We start from the raw sequence: 15,509 nt of genomic DNA, 5'->3' as shown, positions 1-15,509 counted from the left end.
CCTAAGGGCGCAGTCAAGGGGCCTGCTGCCTTCTCATGCCCCCTATTTAATCTACAGTAGTGCTCTTTTCTTATACATCTTATTTCACAGATTATGGAACGTCTGCTTCATGCCTCACATATCTGCAACGCACATCACACAAAAAAAAGCCAGGCCCGCACCTCCTAAAAGGAGGCCGGACCTGGTTCTTCATGCTCTTTGTTTATCCAAATTGAACCGTGCTCAGCGATGCCGGGCCGTTCAGGACGATGTACACATCCTGGCGTCCGCTGACGCCGCTAAGTGTAGCGGTATAATCGCGCCATTCCTGTGCGCCGCCTGCTGCAAGCTCAAGGCTGCCCGCTACCGGACCGTCCGGGCTTTGCAGCCGGATTTCAGCCGATGCCGCTGCAGTGCTGGCTGCACGGAGCTTCACCGTGCCTGCCCCTGCGCCGAAATCGCAGTCTGCAAAGGCGATCCAGCCGCTCTGCTCCTTCACCTGGACGGCACTGCCGCCTTCATGGCATTCGCCGATCAGCACGCCTTCATAAGCGTCATAGTTCATCGCCTTGACAGGCTGCGCGAGGTCGCGCGGCGGGATCGTTTCGCCCTGCACCTCAAGCCCTGCGCTCACCGGCAGGCTGGCCGATGAAGGACCGGCCATAAAAGTAAACGTGCCGTTCTCGATGCAGAAGCGCTCACGCGTCACATCCCAGATTGCCAGCTCGGACAGCGGCAGCGTAAAGCTTACCTCGGCTGTTTCGCCCGGCTGCAGCAGTACCCGCCGGAAAGCCAGCAGCTGCTTCAGCGGCCGTTTCACACGGGACTGCTCCGCATGCCCGTACAGCTGCACCACTTCTTCACCGGCAAGCTCACCGGTATTGGTCACGGTAACCGTCAGACTGATTTCACGGTCCTCACCGGCCACAACCTGCCCGCGGTTCATGCTCAGCCCGTCATAACGGAACGTGCTGTAAGACAAGCCGTGCCCGAACGGATACAGCGCTTCGCCTTCGAAATAACGGTACGTTCTGCCGCCCTTAATGACGTCATAATCCATAAATTCAGGCAGCTGGTCAACGGATTTATACCAGGTCATATTGAGGCGTCCTGCCGGATTCACATCGCCGAAAAGAACATCCGCTACTGCGTGTCCAAGCTCCTGTCCGACATGCGTAGTGTATACGATAGCCGGCACATTTTCTTCTGCCCAGTTCAAGGCATAAGGGTAGCTGCCGACCACGACTACGATCGTGTTCGGGTTCACAGACAGCACTTCCTTGATCAGCTGCTCCTGTGATTCCGGCAGTGTGATGTCCGGACGGTCAACCGTCTCCTTGCCGTTAATCAGCGGATGGTTGCCGACAAATACAACGGCCAGCTCCGCAGCTCCGGCCGCTTCCTTCGCAGCCTGGAATTTGTCCGTTACGGTCTCTACTTCAAAGACATCGGCGGTAATCTTCTCTTCTTCGCCGCTTTCTACAGATGCAGCACCGGCCACATTGATCTCGTTGGCGGTTTCTGCTGCACTTCCGCTGCCGACCAGCAGTTCGCCGGTTTCAGCCTTCACCGTTACCGGGATGTCGTTCCAGGTTGAGAACGATACATTACCTGTTCCTTCTTCCGCAGGACGCACAAGGAATACTTCCTTCGTGAACCATTCCCAGATCTGATCGGCAGATGCCTTCACAATCCGGTCATCTGTCGTCAGGTAACGGCCGTTCTGCTCCGAGATCAGGGTATGGCTGTCCCAGCCCCAATCGGTCACTTCAAATACTGCTGCCTGATCTGCAGCTTCGCCGGTTGCCGCAAGAGCAGCGTCTTCGCCCTCTTGCACCTGTACGTAACGTCCGCTGCGCTTCGCCTTCAGCTTGATGCGGTCTGTACCGCCGGTGAAGGTTGCTTGTCCGCCGTGCTGCTCCAGCTTTTCCTGAATTCCCTGCAGCGGTGAGATTGTATACGGCATGGAACCGCTGTACCAGTCACGGTACACGGTGCCGCCAAGCGGCCCGATTACCGCTACCTTGTTCAGCTTCTCTGCCTGCAGCGGCAGCATGCCGCCTTTGTTCTTCAAGAGCACGACCGACTTGCCTGCCGCTTCACGCGCAAGCTTGGTATGCTCAGGAGCCAGGATCGCCGACTCGTCGATAGCCGCATAAGGGTTATCTTCCTCCGGATCGAATTCGCCGAGACGGAAGCGTACGCGGAATGTATTCTGCAGCGCGGCATCCAGGTCACTTTCTGCCAGCAGCCCTTCGTCAAGCGCTTCGCGCAGCGCCTGTTTGATCAGCTCCCCGTCGTCTGTAATGCTGTCGATACCGCCTTCTTTTACCGAGCGGGCAACAGCTTCCTTGTGTGTCTCCAGATAGCCGTGATCGCGTACCGTACCCGATACGTCAAAAGCATCGCTGACCACAAAGCCGTCCATTCCCCACTCCTGCTTGACGATCTCATTGACTTCCGGCATCAGGTTGGCCGGCACGCCGTTAACGGCATTGTATGCCGTCATCATGGACTGGGCGCCGCCTTCTTTGAACGGAATTTCAAAGGCCTTCAGGTAGTATTCGCGCATATTGCGCGGGTCAATGCTGACCGACTGATCGCCGCGGCCGACCTCATTATTGTTTGCAATAAAATGCTTCAGCGTGGCAACCGCTTTCAAATACTTCGGATGGTCACCCTGGATACCCTGAACTAACGATGCCGCCAGTTTGCCGGCAAGAACAGGGTCTTCACCGTAGGCTTCCTCGGTCCGTCCCCAGCGCGGATCGCGCTCCATATCGACGGTTGGCGCCCACAAAGTCAGTCCATTAATCTCCGGATTGCGTTTATAGAATCCTCTCGCTTCGTCTCCGATAGCGCTACCAATTCGCCGCAAAAGTTCGGTATCCCAGGTGCATCCCAGACCGATCGGCTGCGGATATCCCGTAGCTTCACCCAGCCAGGCCATCCCGTGTGCAGCTTCTGTACCATGTTTATACGCTTTCACACCAAGGCGGTCTACTGCCGTCTGGTATTGGATCATTAGTCCTACCTTTTCCTCCAGTGTGAAGCGGGAGACCAGATCGTTCACCCGTTCTTCCAGCGGAAGAGAAGTATTGCGGAATGGATAGTTGCTTGTTTCAGACATGATAAGCCTCCTTATTCGGTTCCCTCTGCCGTCATTCTATCTAAGTTTCCCTCCGGCGGCTACCCGGAAAATTAGATGCGTTTTCATAGACTATTAGGGATAAGGAATCCGCCAATTGTAAAACCTGCCAACATCCCTTATTCTTATTGGATGTACATATTTCGCCTTACGCCCCAGGAAACGGAGATTACAACACCTATGAAATCCTCAATATTAACCCGGCCCTTCTACTATCTGTGGACCACCCAGACTGCGGCGAATGCAGCGGATGTCCTCTATATAATGGCCCTTACGGTGCTGGTGCTGGACCGGACCGATTCGCTTGTATCGGCAGCGCTGATGCCGCTGATGCGCAGCGGCGCGCAGATGCTGAGCGGCCTGATCGCCCCGCTGCTGATCAACCGCTATAAGCTGACTTTCCTGCTGCTCTTGTCGCAGACGGGCCAGTTCCTGCTGTTTACAGCTCTTGCAATATACCTCCAGCTTAACGGAAGCGATGCTTCGCTTGTTATTGTTTTTACGCTCGTGTTCATCATGTCCTTTCTCGACGGATGGACGGTTCCTGCGCGCAATGCGCTCATTCCGCGGCTTGTCACGCAGGAGCAGGGTCTGCTCAAGGCCAACGGCCTGATCAGCGTCAGCGATCAGGTCGTCCAGTTTGCGGGCTGGGGACTGAGCGGTATGGTTGTCGCTGTAATGGGCGCGGGTCCCACCCTGCTGCTGACAGCCGTCATTTACGGGCTGGCCGCGGCTTTTACGCTGGGCGTCAGGGAACCGGCAGATCCGGAGGATCATGCCCTCCGGCAGCAGACAGAAGCACAGCCGCAAGAACAGGCAAATCCGGCACCTTCCAATTGGCACACCCTGACCGAAGGCTGGACGATGATCTGGCGGATGCCGCGCCTGCGGCTGCTTACGTTCATGGACATGATCGACATGCTCGGCGGGTCGGTATGGGTCGGCGCTTTCACACTCGCCTTTGTCCAGGCTGCGCTTGGACAGGGCGAGGAATGGTGGGGCTTTATTAATGCCGCTTACTTTGCCGGGACGGTCAGCGGCGGACTGCTGGTGCTCGCCCTGGTACGGACCATCGGAAGCCGCTACCTGGCGGCCATGCTGACCGGGATGGCCGGTTACGGCATTCTGACCGCCCTTTACGCGCTTAACACCCAGCCCTTCCTGGCACTCATCCTTGTGCTGCTGATGGGGCCGTTCGCCGAGCTGTCGATCATTAACCGGCGCACCCTGATTCAGCGCAGCGTAACCAAAGATATGCTGCCCAAGGTGCTGTCCGCCCAGGCCTCCCTGCTCCATCTCGTGTTCTGCATCTCACTGCTGGTCATGGCCGGACTTGCTGAACAAATCGGCATCGTCAATCTGTATCTGCTCGCGGCAGGCCTAACCCTGCTGGCGCTGATTGTCGGCCTGCTCGGCCTACGGTCCTTTCAGTCCGCGGCATCGGCAGGCACCTCCGGCCCTACCGGCGGCTGACTGACTTCTTCACCGGTACAGCCGGATATCCGATACCGTCATGACTCCGGGCAGCGCAGAATCATCGATTTCCGTATGGTCATACCATCCTCCGACGGCAAGATTGAGGATCACATAAAAGGGCTGGTCAAAGGGCATGACGCCCTTCTCCAGCCGGCGTTCGGCGAAGCAGTATCCGTCTACCAGCCAGCGGATAGAGCCCGGCTCCCATTCCAGGGCATACTCACGGAATTCGTTAATGGTTCCTTCCTCAAGCTCATGGGTGAATTCTTCCACTACCTTGCTGTCAAAATCCTTGCCGTAGTGCAGTGTTCCGGCGATTCTGCGGGGCAGCCGGCCTTTGGCTTCCAGCATGTCGATCTCCCCCGAGGCCGGCCAAGGCCCGTAGGCCTGATCCTGCGGCATCAGCCAGACGGCGGGCCACAGGCCCTGCCCTGCAGGGAGTTTGGCACGCACCTCAAGCCTTCCGTAGCAGAACGAGAAATGATTCCTGGTGTCGAGGCGGGCCGAAGTGTAAGCAAAGCTCCGCCCGTCCTGCACCACGGTTTCACGGCAGGCGCGCAGATTTAAGCCGTGACCGTCGAAATACAGGTTATGTTCCTTATCCGTATAGAACTGCTGCTCCCCGTTCCCCCAGCCGGGATATACGGGCCGGCCATTATGATCAAGCAGATCATTGCCTTTGCGGATATTCCAGAGTCCCAGATCTCCCCCGCCGTTCACGAAATCCTGCTCCCATACAAGCTTGCTCATCCCTGACACACTCCTTTCCATTTAATCACAGCATAATGCTTTTCAGCCCATGGTCAAATGAATCCAAAAAAATGGGATAGCGTCAAAAATCATGCCTCTTTTTTTCCGAAGCCTTTTTTCTTACGATGAAATGGAAAGGGGGCAACACACATGTTCCAATTCAGAACGGAACAAATGAAAGCGCTTCTCAGGCAGTGGCAGCTGCAGAGCATGGTCATCCCCGGCATCATCTGGATGTGTATCTTTTGTTATCTCCCGATGCTGTGGCTCATTATCGGCTTTATGGACTACAGTATCGCCAAGCCCGTGCTGCAGTCACCGTTCGTCGGTCTGAAGCACTTTCAGGATTTTGTTACAGACGACCGGTTCTGGCGTTCCATCCGCAATACACTCGGGATGAGCAGTATCAAGCTGCTGCTGGGCTTTCCCATTCCAATTCTGTTCGCCCTGCTGCTTAATGAAATCCGCAGCCTCCGCTTCAAGCGTACGGTTCAGACGATCTCCTATCTGCCGCATTTTATCGCCTGGACGATTTTTGGCGGGATTGCGCTTAACTGGCTCGGCGAAGGCGGTGTAATCAACCAGCTGATGATGACTTTGGGGCTGCAGGACCGGGAAATTCTGTTTATCAGCGACCCCAAATACTTTTGGTGGATCACCTATTTTACCGATACGCTGAAGGAAACAGGCTGGAGCGCCATCATCTATATCGCGGCGATTTCCGGCATTGACCCGGGGCTGTATGAAGCGGCAGAACTGGACGGAGCCGGGCGCTGGCAGCGCATGTGGCATATTACCGTGCAGAGTATCCGGCCCACGATTGCCATCCTGTTTATTCTTGCGGTCAGCGGCATGCTGGGCAGTAACTTTGAGCAGATCTTTATGCTGAAAAACAACATGAACATGAAGATGGCGGAAAGCCTCGATTTGTACATTTACAACATGGGGCTTGTGTCCGGACGGCATTCCTTCTCAACGGCGGTCCTGTTCGCCCGCTCGATTGTAGCGCTGGGGCTGCTGCTCATGGCAAACTACACATCCAAAAAACTGACCGGCGACAGCATCTTTTAAAGGAGGAGGAAACGGATGGAACAACGACGAAGGCTGCGGGGCATTGGAGTGTTCGAGGTCTGCAATACTCTGCTGATGCTGGCGGTATGCTTCATCACGCTGTACCCGATCTGGTTTGTGCTGATCAACTCGCTGAACGCGCCGGAGCAGGCGGTACTGGGCACGGTAAACTGGTTTCCGCAGCAGATGTCTATGGACAGCTACAGCGTTGTTTTTAACGACAAATCACTGATGAACGGGTTCTACATTACCACCCTGCGGACGGTGATCGGTTCAGCGGCGCATGTGCTGTTTACCGCTATAGTCGCTTACGGCCTCAGCAAAACCACACTGATCGGACGCAAGGTATATATGAAAATAGCCCTGATCACAATGCTCTTCTCAGGCGGGCTGATCCCGACATTTATTCTGATGACCAAGCTGGGGCTGTATGATAACTTTTGGGTATTCGTCATTCCCGGCATGTACAGCTTTTTTAATATGGTGATCTTCATGAGCTTCTTCCGCACCATCCCCGACAGTCTGGAGGAATCGGCCAAGGTCGACGGCGCATCGGATTACGGGGTGCTGTTCCGGATTGTACTGCCTAACAGTATGGCTGTTATAGCTACGATTTCGCTGTTTTCAGCCGTGTATCACTGGAACGATTATTACCAGGGCGTCATTTATATCCGCTCCCAGGACATTCTGCCCCTGCAGACCATGCTGTACAAAATTATCGCGGAAAACTCCATGTCCTTCATGCAGCAGCAGGCGATGGCGCAGTTTGGCGCAAGGCTTCCCGGCAATTCGATCAAGTTCGCCTCCATGATGGTGGCGACACTGCCGATTCTGGTGGTGTATCCTTTTATCCAGCGTTATCTGGTCAAGGGCGTCATGATCGGTGCCATTAAGGGTTGAGAGCAATTTCATTTGCAAGCACACAAGAAAGGATGATCAAGTCATGAAACGTCAACCTGTCAAAAAAAGCATGACCCTTCTGCTGCTCCTGGTTCTGTCAGTGGCCCTGGCCGCATGCAGCGGTAACGGTAATCCGGGGAATAACGCAAGCCCGCCGAGCGCACAGCCGACAGAGGCTGCTCAAGAGCCGCCGAAGGAAGCCGCACTCAATCCTGAAGAGCCGGCATGGGCGCTGGATACGAGCCCGGTTGATCTGACCTGGTTCGTCGGGGCCAACTGGTATGCCCACTCCTGGGGTGAAAGCCTCAATTCCAAGTATATTACGGAGAAAACAGGCGTGAACGTCAAGCTCGAGGTTCCGTCCGGTGAGGCGAACGAGCATATTACGCTGATGATGACCTCCGGCCAGCTGCCGGACCTTATTACGATGGGCTCGTGGGAAACCGCTGTCAAAAAGCTGTGGGAAGGCGACCATGTCTATGCCTTGAACGAACTGGCCGACCAGTATGATCCTTACTTCTATAAAGTGGCGGGCGACGGCACGCTCAAATGGTACCGGCAGGAGAACGGCAATACCTATGGTGTTCCGAACGATTCCTACAGCCCGAACCTGATGCATGAGACTGGGATGACGGCGGCTAACCAGACTTTCCTTGTCCGCAAGGACCTGTATGAGGAAATGGGCAGCCCGGATCTCAGCACTCCGGAGGGCTTCCTCGGGGCCCTGCAGCTGCTGAAGGATAAATATCCTGAATACAAAGGCCAGCCTATCAGTCCCTTCTTCGCCCAGGGCAATGTACCGTACGGGATGACTGAATACCTGCAGAACCTGCTGGCTGTACCGCATGAGAAAGACGGCAAGGTATATGACCGCGTGACCGATCCGGATTATCTCACCTGGCTCAAAACCTTCCGCACCGCTTATGAGCGCGGCCTGATTAATGTCGACTTCCTGGTGGATTCCGATACTCAGGTGGAGGAGAAAACCAATAACGCCCGGTATTTCATGATGGTCCGCGAATGGACCGGCATGACGGCCGTGAATCCGATGCTGGCATCTGGCGCCAACCCTGATTCCTACTATATCGCCGTTGACGGACCCCAGAACAGCAAAGGCGACAGCGCGAAGCTGTTCCCCGGCAACATGGACGGCTGGATGGTAACGATGATCAGCAAATCAACCAAAAATCCGGAACGGGCCATCCGCTTCCTGACCTACCTCGCCAGCGAAGAAGGACAGCGCGATCTGTTCCTCGGCAAGGAAGGCGAAACCTGGGAGATGGCAGACGGCAAGCCTCAGCTGAAGGCTGAATTCGCAGATATGCTGGGTACCGATATTGAGAGACTGGAGAAGGAATACGGCATCCTGGATACGTACTGGATGATGCGCAACCCGGTTATCGTCAACCAGTGGAGACCGGAGAAAGCGCCGGTTATCAAACAAATGGAAGATTTCGCTAATGCTCAAGCGGATATTGACAGCGGGATTTACAAGGGTCTGGACCCGCTCGGCGATTCCGAGGCGGCTGTGGCGTGGGCGCGGATCTCGCAGAACTGGGAAGAAGTGCTGCCGGAGCTGGTTACGGCCAAGGACGAAGCCGCCTTTGACAAAATCTTTGAGAGCTTCCTCGACCGCCGCGACAGCTACGGCTTCCAGCAGGTGATGGAATTCCGACAGGCTGAGCTGGATGTGCGGAAAGCAAAAATGGCGGAGTAACCACGCTACTGGCACAACCATTGCCGGCTGCCTTGACGGCGGCCGGTATTCCCTGCTTTTGCAGAGATTTCAGCAGATCGGGCCTGCCGCCTGATTACCTGCCTGCCGGTTTGAAATATATGGTATATTACAGGGTGGGGAGGGTAGCGTAATGAACTATGTGCTGACCAGGATACGGAAGGTTTACCGCAATTCGCGTATATCGCAAAAGCTGTTTCTGGCCTTCAGCCTGATGATCGCCATCCCTGCCATTGTCGTATCCTTCCTCTTCATCCGAACGCAGGAAGCCCAGCTGTACAAGGATGCCATGGCCGCTGCCGGCAGCCATGTCTCGCGCCTTGACGAGCAGCTGCGCAGCCGGATGAACATTCTTGAGAACGCTTCCTCTACAGCTTTGACCCAGAAGGCCTTCGTGGATTTTATCCACTCCAATATGGTGTCAGACGGCCTGCGGCTCGTCAAATTCAGGCAGAACCAGTATGAGCAGATGCATAACATTATAGAAAGCCATGAAATGATCAGCGAGCTGAGCTTTTATGTCGATAATCCCAATCTGCATGAAATCTGGCCGGAGATCTACCATTACAGCCGGTTTTGGCCGCAGGATTACTGGAGGGCACTGCGTGACGAAGGCGGCGCCGCCTTTTCGTTATTTGCTCTTCAGGATGGTGAGCAGACTTTGTCCTATTACCGGCTGGTCCGGCTTCAGGGGCAGCAGCAGAAGCTTCCGACCATTATGGAGATCCGGGCGCGGCACAGCGTCTTTTTCAGCAATCTGCTGGAGGATCATGAGCAGGACTTCTTCTCGGTCGTGATGGACGGAACCGATCCTTCCCGCAGTGTATACAATGCCGCACATGGCTTTGCCGTGAATGCCGGGGACGGGCTGGATACGATCCTGAGCCGCGTTCACAGCCGGCTAGAGGTACTGCATCCGAACAGTCCCGTCAAAATCGAGGCCGGCGATCAGACCTACTACGCATTGTACCGTTATATCGCTCCGCTGGATGCCTATATCGTAGATATTACCTCCCGCCAGGATCTGATGAAGGGGCCGCGCAGCTGGTACCTGATTGTTATCACCGTTACCTCCTGCGTCCTGCTGATGATGCTGCTGCTCATGTCGCATATGACCCGGCGGATCTTCCGCCGTCTGGAGATGGTGCTGGTCTCCATGCGCAAGGTGCGCAGAGGACAACTGGACGCGAAAATTGATACGGGCCTCGGCGAAAATGAACCCGGCGATGAAATTGACTATGTAGCCGTCAGCTACAATAATATGCTCGATGAAATCCAGCGCCTGATGACCCAGGTCGTGGATAAGCAGCTCATTGCCAAAAACGCGCAGCTGCACTCCCTGCATTCACAGATCAATTCCCACTTTCTGTACAACGCTCTGGAGTCCATCCGGATGCGCGCGGAGGTTCAGCAGCAGCCGGCCATTGCCGGTGCACTGGTGTCACTCGGATCGCTGCTGCGGTACAGCATGCAGTGGCGCAGCGATACCGTTGATCTCGGCGAGGAGCTGGATAACATCCGGAGCTATATCGGGTTCATTAACTTTATGGAAGGCACAGACTGTGAACTTACGGCGGATCTTCCGCCGGAGGTTCTGCGTTATCCCATTCCCAAAATGTGCATGCAGCCGGTTGTGGAGAATGCCGTACATCACGGGGCCCCTCCAGGCGGCAGTGTCCATATTCAAATTTCGGTGGCGGTTGAGCACGGCAGCCTGATGATTACCATCCGCGATGATGGAGCCGGCATTGAACCCGCGGTATTGCACAGCCTGCAGGAGGCGCTGGCGGATGAATCCGACAAGATGATTACTGCGGGCAGGAACGGGCTTGGCCTGGAAAATGTCCATAAGCGGCTCCGGCTCCATTACGGATTGGGCAGCGGGCTTACCATTCACAGCGTACAGGGCGCTTTTACCTGTGTAACCATACATTTGCCATGGGAACAAAACAATCTTGGGGGGTGGTAAGTCATGATCAGCCTGCTGATCGTAGACGACCAAAAGAACATCCGCGACGGCCTGCAGGCCATGCTGCGCCAATTTCCGCTCCAGCCGGAGCATATTTATTCCGCGGCTAACGGCGTGGAGGCTCTGCAGCTGCTGCGCGAACACAGCATCCAGCTTGTCATAACTGATATCCGGATGCCGGATATGGACGGCCTGACCCTGATGGCCCGGACCCGGGAAGAGCAGCTCACTGTGGATTACCTCATTATAAGCGGATATGGGGATTTCGCTTATGCCCAGAAGGCCATTGAGCTGGGAGCCAAAGGCTACTTGCTCAAGCCCGTAAAGCGTGAGGATCTGCAGACCTCGGTTGAGCATGTCTGGCAGGAAATCAGGACGCGGCAGGCGCTGTCGCACAATATTGAGCAGTTATCCCTGCTCGCCAGAGAGACGGACCGCAAGGAGCTGTCCATGTATATGCAGGGTGCTGCCGGTGATGAGGTATGGCTCGGCGAAACCGAGCACCGGAACACAGAGCTGTGGAGCAGCTACCGGCTGTGCCTGCTGCGCGAGGAACGGCGGATTAACCTGCCCGGCGCCAGCAGCGCCCACACGATGGAATCCATCGCTTACCGGATATTCGGCAGACAGGAATGTCTCCGCCTCCAGTCCCGTCCCCACCTGATTCTCGCCGTTCCGGCCGGCGCTGATCCGGAGGCTTTGCCCGCTGCGCTCAAGGCCGGGCAAATTCCTGCCACAGCCGTCCTGACCGGTCCGCAGCAGGGGCTGAAAGCACTGCCCCACGCCTATATGGAGGCACAGGAGCTGTACAAGAGCAGCTATCTTTTTCCGGACATCCGCTGTGTTCTGCCGATGCATATCGAAGGGCTGGAGCAGCAGTGGCAGCTTCCCCATGAGGAGCTGTACGCATTGTTCCGGCAGATCGGGACCAGCAACAGCGGCATAATCATAGAGGGCATTTCTGAGCTTTTTCATAAGGACGTTCTGCAGCGTTACTCTATCCGTTATACCGAGCGGCTGTGCGGCGCCATAGTGCAGATGCTGGAAGAATACGAGCGTGTGATCTCCCCCTACATGGGCGAAGAGGCGCTGGATATTGAATCACTGCGCAATTTGTTTGATTATCCGGGCATACGCGACTATATCCAGGCTCTGCAGCATCAGCTGCTGCGTCTGAACCAGTTCTACTACGAGTTCAAATGCAGCTACCGTAATTCGCAGGACCTGAACGAAGCCATTCGTTACATTCACGAAAATTACCATAAGCCGCTCGATCTCGCCATGGTCTCCAACCATGTATCGCTGAACTATGCGTATTTCTCTAACCTGTTCAAAAAAAATGTCGGCAAAGGCTTTGCCGAGTACCTGCGCGATGTACGGCTGGACAAAGCCCGGCGGCTGCTGGCCGACACCGAATACAAAGTAGTCGAAGTAACCGCCATGGTCGGATATGAAAGCTACAAAAGCTTCACGCGCGCTTTCCGCGAAGTTATGGGCATGCAGCCTACAGAATACAGGCAGATGATGCGCCACAAAGAGGTCCGGGAGGGTGAATCCCGCAATCATGCATCCCATTTGAAATGAAAACCAAAATATTGAACCATTATACAAAATACTGTACCTTTCACCCTTTTCTTCCATTCGCTAGAATAGAGTTGTACTTCATTGTAAGCGGTTTCTTATGTGCCACACTATTTTATAAGGAGGGCAAGTATGAAGCGATTTCACAAAGCGGAGATGGAATTTGGGCGTAAGGTATGGAGTCTGTTTCTCGCGGTAGCGCTGCTGGCCGGGATCGGCCTGCTGCCTGCATCCACGGCTCAGGCGGCAGGTACCACCGTTACTTCAATGGCTTATTTCTCGGCAGCTGACGGTCCGGTGATCACCAAATCCGGGGTGGGGCAGGCAAGCTACGGTTTTGTTATGCCTGTTTTTAACGGGGGAGCCGCGTCTTGGAATGATGTTTCCGGTGACGTCGGCGTCCAGGTGAAGAAGAATGGCAACTGGGTAGACATTGACAGTGCCGGCGGCTATGTCTATAACCAGAACTGGGGACATTGGAGTGACGGCGGTGCGAACGGCTACTGGTTCACGCTCTCCGCTACCACTGACATCCGGCTCTACTCCAAAGCGAACAGCGGTGTAACACTGGATTACAGCCTCGTGTTCCAGAACGTCAACACAGCCTCCATCACCTCCATGACACCCACGCAAGGGCCGCAGCTTACAGCCGGTTTTACCGGCGGCGCAGGCTTTACTTACCCCATTTTCAACAACGATCCGGCCCTGATTTATGATGCTGTGGCCCATGATTTGAAAGTCTACGTCAAACCGGTCAACAGCAGCCAATGGATCGACATCGACAACAATGCGGCCAGCGGCTGGATCTACGACAGCAATTTCGGCCAGTTCACGGAAGGCGGCGGAGGTTACTGGTTTACCGTTACTGAGTCCATCAACGTGAAGCTGGAATCCAAAACCTCCTCCGCCAGCCTGATCTATACCATCACTTTTAATCAGCCTGTGCGGAATTCATATGTCCTCTCAGCTTATGACAGCAACACCACCTACACCGCGGACAACAGCGGCGCAATCGGCTTCCCGCTGCCCAAGATTGACGGAAGCGCAGCGATCGGCAGCGAACTTGGCAAGTTTGTGTATCAGATTAAAAAGAACGGCCAGTGGGTGGATCTGAGCAATTCCGCCCAGAGCGGCTTCCTCTACTCCGGCAACGGCTATAACAATATGTCCGCGGCCAACCAGTGGGGCTACTGGTCCGATTACATCTACGGACTGTGGTTCCAGCCGATCCAGGAGAATATGGAAATCCGCATCGGCTACCCGCTGAACGGGCAGGCAGGCGGAAATGTCGGCAGCAATTATGTTAATTACACCTTTATCGGCAATCCTAATGCCCCGCGTCCTGATGAATCCGACCAGGAGGATATTACAATTGGAACACCTGCTGACCCAGCTATCTCAGGCATGAATCTCATCTGGCAGGATGAATTCAGCGGCACCGCGCTTGATACAAGCAAATGGAATTATGAAACCGGCTATTATATCAGCAATGACCCGAACAGCTGGGGCTGGGGCAATGCGGAGCTGCAGCATTATACGAACAGCACGCAGAATGTATTTGTAACCGACGGGAAGCTGAACATCCGGGCTTTGAACGATCACCGCTCGTTCCCGCAGGACCCGAACCGGTACGCAGAGTATTCCTCCGGCAAAATCAATACCAAGGATCACATGTCTCTCCAATATGGACGGGTGGACATCCGCGCCAAGCTGCCTACAGGTAACGGCATCTGGCCGGCCCTGTGGATGCTGCCGGAAGATTCCGTCTATGGCGCATGGGCCGCATCCGGTGAAATCGACATTATGGAGGCCAAAGGCCGGCTCCCCGGCACAACCAGCGGCGCCGTCCACTTCGGCGGCCAATGGCCGGTGAACCGCTACATCGCCGGCGAGTATCACTTCCCGCAAGGCCAGACATTCGCGAACGATTACCACGTGTACTCCATGATCTGGGAAGATGACAATATCAAATGGTATGTTGACGGCAAATTTTTCTTTAAAGTCAGCCGTGAGCAATGGTATTCCGTGGCCGCGCCTAACAATCCGAATGCTCCGTTTGACCAGCCGTTCTACCTGATTATGAACCTTGCTGTCGGCGGCCATTTCGACGGCGGCCTCACCCCGGCCCCTTCCGACATTCCGGCTACTATGCAGGTGGATTATGTGCGTGTGTATAAGGAGGGCAGCGGCGGCGGCGAAAATCCCGGCAATCCGGGAAACGTTGCGGTTAGCAGCGTCACCGTCTCTCCATCCGCTTCCCAGGTCGAGGTGGGCAAAAGCATTCAGTTAACCGCCAGCGTAGCGCCCGCCAATGCCACCAACAAGCAGGTCAGCTGGTCCGTGTCCAACTCCGGTGTTGCTTCTGTCAGCTCTAACGGCAGTGTAACCGGCCTGTCAACGGGAACAGTTACTGTGACGGCAACGACGGCTGACGGCGGCAAGACAGCCGTCAGCACAATTACAGTCATCCAGCCTCCGCCTGTCACCGTAGTCATCGGGGATAACGTGCGCGGCCTGAAGAAAACCGGCAACAATCTGCTGTTCTACGTTAACGGAGCAACCTTCGCTGATCTGCACTACAAGATCAATGGCGGCGGTCAGCTTAACGTCGCTATGACTCCTTCGGGAAGCGGCAATTTCACGTATGCCGTCAATAACCTGCAGCAGGGAGATACAGTGGAATATTCTTTCACTTATAACCCGGGACAAGGAGCCCTCGATACGCCTTGGCAGACCTATGTTCACGGAATGACTCAAGGCGTTCCGGAATAGAGCAGGCACACAGCAGAAAAACATATATCCAATGACCTCAGACTCCGCCCACAGCGGGTCTGGGGTTTTTGTGCTGAGGTGTAACCAAATCGTATAACAATTAGTATCCATTGCCATTCTATCTGGGG

9 protein-coding genes are annotated in these 15,509 nt (G+C 55.2%); 7 read left to right on the top strand and 2 right to left on the bottom strand.

The genetic code is table 11. The annotated features are described in order from the left end of the window. Positions 1-202: 202 nt before the first annotated feature. Complete coding sequence (locus tag C2I18_RS18300; protein WP_249897181.1) at positions 203-3,109, bottom strand: glycoside hydrolase family 3 protein; 2,907 nt, start codon at positions 3,107-3,109, stop codon at positions 203-205. A 198-nt stretch (positions 3,110-3,307) separates the two neighbouring features. Here C2I18_RS18300 and C2I18_RS18295 point away from each other — a divergent pair, with 198 nt between their 5' ends. Beyond that, positions 3,308-4,600: an MFS transporter gene (locus C2I18_RS18295; RefSeq protein WP_249897180.1), complete on the top strand. Its 1,293-nt coding sequence runs from the start codon at positions 3,308-3,310 to the stop codon at positions 4,598-4,600. Positions 4,601-4,609: 9 nt separating this feature from the next. Here C2I18_RS18295 and C2I18_RS18290 read toward each other — a convergent pair whose 3' ends face one another. After that, positions 4,610-5,353: a glycoside hydrolase family 16 protein gene (locus tag C2I18_RS18290; protein WP_249897179.1), complete on the bottom strand. Its 744-nt coding sequence runs from the start codon at positions 5,351-5,353 to the stop codon at positions 4,610-4,612. Between the two features lie 150 nt (positions 5,354-5,503). Between C2I18_RS18290 and C2I18_RS18285 the strand changes: the two genes are divergently transcribed. From C2I18_RS18285 to C2I18_RS18260, 6 genes are all read left to right on the top strand, one after another. Then, positions 5,504-6,424 (top strand): ABC transporter permease, encoded by a 921-nt coding sequence (locus C2I18_RS18285; RefSeq protein WP_249897178.1) that lies wholly within the window; start codon positions 5,504-5,506, stop codon positions 6,422-6,424. A gap of 15 nt (positions 6,425-6,439) precedes the next feature. After that, complete coding sequence (locus C2I18_RS18280) at positions 6,440-7,324, top strand: carbohydrate ABC transporter permease (protein WP_249897177.1); 885 nt, start codon at positions 6,440-6,442, stop codon at positions 7,322-7,324. 43 nt (positions 7,325-7,367) lie between these two features. After that, positions 7,368-9,041 carry an extracellular solute-binding protein gene (locus C2I18_RS18275; RefSeq protein ID WP_249897176.1) on the top strand — a complete coding sequence of 558 codons (1,674 nt, stop codon included), beginning with the start codon at positions 7,368-7,370 and terminating at the stop codon, positions 9,039-9,041. A gap of 151 nt (positions 9,042-9,192) precedes the next feature. Continuing rightward, positions 9,193-11,028 carry a sensor histidine kinase gene (locus tag C2I18_RS18270; RefSeq protein WP_249897175.1) on the top strand — a complete coding sequence of 612 codons (1,836 nt, stop codon included), beginning with the start codon at positions 9,193-9,195 and terminating at the stop codon, positions 11,026-11,028. A 3-nt stretch (positions 11,029-11,031) separates the two neighbouring features. Continuing rightward, positions 11,032-12,612: a response regulator gene (locus tag C2I18_RS18265; RefSeq protein ID WP_249897174.1), complete on the top strand. Its 1,581-nt coding sequence runs from the start codon at positions 11,032-11,034 to the stop codon at positions 12,610-12,612. 129 nt (positions 12,613-12,741) lie between these two features. Then, positions 12,742-15,381: a family 16 glycosylhydrolase gene (locus C2I18_RS18260; RefSeq protein WP_249897173.1), complete on the top strand. Its 2,640-nt coding sequence runs from the start codon at positions 12,742-12,744 to the stop codon at positions 15,379-15,381. The last annotated feature ends 128 nt before the right edge of the window (positions 15,382-15,509 follow it).

Source organism: Paenibacillus sp. PK3_47, assembly GCF_023520895.1.
In the GTDB taxonomy this organism is placed as follows: Bacteria; Bacillota; Bacilli; order Paenibacillales; family Paenibacillaceae; genus Paenibacillus_AQ.
This window is presented reverse-complemented; position numbering and strand designations above follow the sequence as displayed.

Coding starts and splice junctions, on each gene's coding strand:
- C2I18_RS18270 (WP_249897175.1), top strand. CDS start 9,193: ATGAACTATGTGCTGACCAGGATACGGAAGGTTTACCGCAATTCGCGT.
- C2I18_RS18265 (WP_249897174.1), top strand. CDS start 11,032: ATGATCAGCCTGCTGATCGTAGACGACCAAAAGAACATCCGCGACGGC.
- C2I18_RS18275 (WP_249897176.1), top strand. CDS start 7,368: ATGAAACGTCAACCTGTCAAAAAAAGCATGACCCTTCTGCTGCTCCTG.
- C2I18_RS18295 (WP_249897180.1), top strand. CDS start 3,308: ATGAAATCCTCAATATTAACCCGGCCCTTCTACTATCTGTGGACCACC.
- C2I18_RS18290 (WP_249897179.1), bottom strand. CDS start 5,353: ATGAGCAAGCTTGTATGGGAGCAGGATTTCGTGAACGGCGGGGGAGAT.
- C2I18_RS18280 (WP_249897177.1), top strand. CDS start 6,440: ATGGAACAACGACGAAGGCTGCGGGGCATTGGAGTGTTCGAGGTCTGC.
- C2I18_RS18285 (WP_249897178.1), top strand. CDS start 5,504: ATGTTCCAATTCAGAACGGAACAAATGAAAGCGCTTCTCAGGCAGTGG.
- C2I18_RS18300 (WP_249897181.1), bottom strand. CDS start 3,109: ATGTCTGAAACAAGCAACTATCCATTCCGCAATACTTCTCTTCCGCTG.
- C2I18_RS18260 (WP_249897173.1), top strand. CDS start 12,742: ATGAAGCGATTTCACAAAGCGGAGATGGAATTTGGGCGTAAGGTATGG.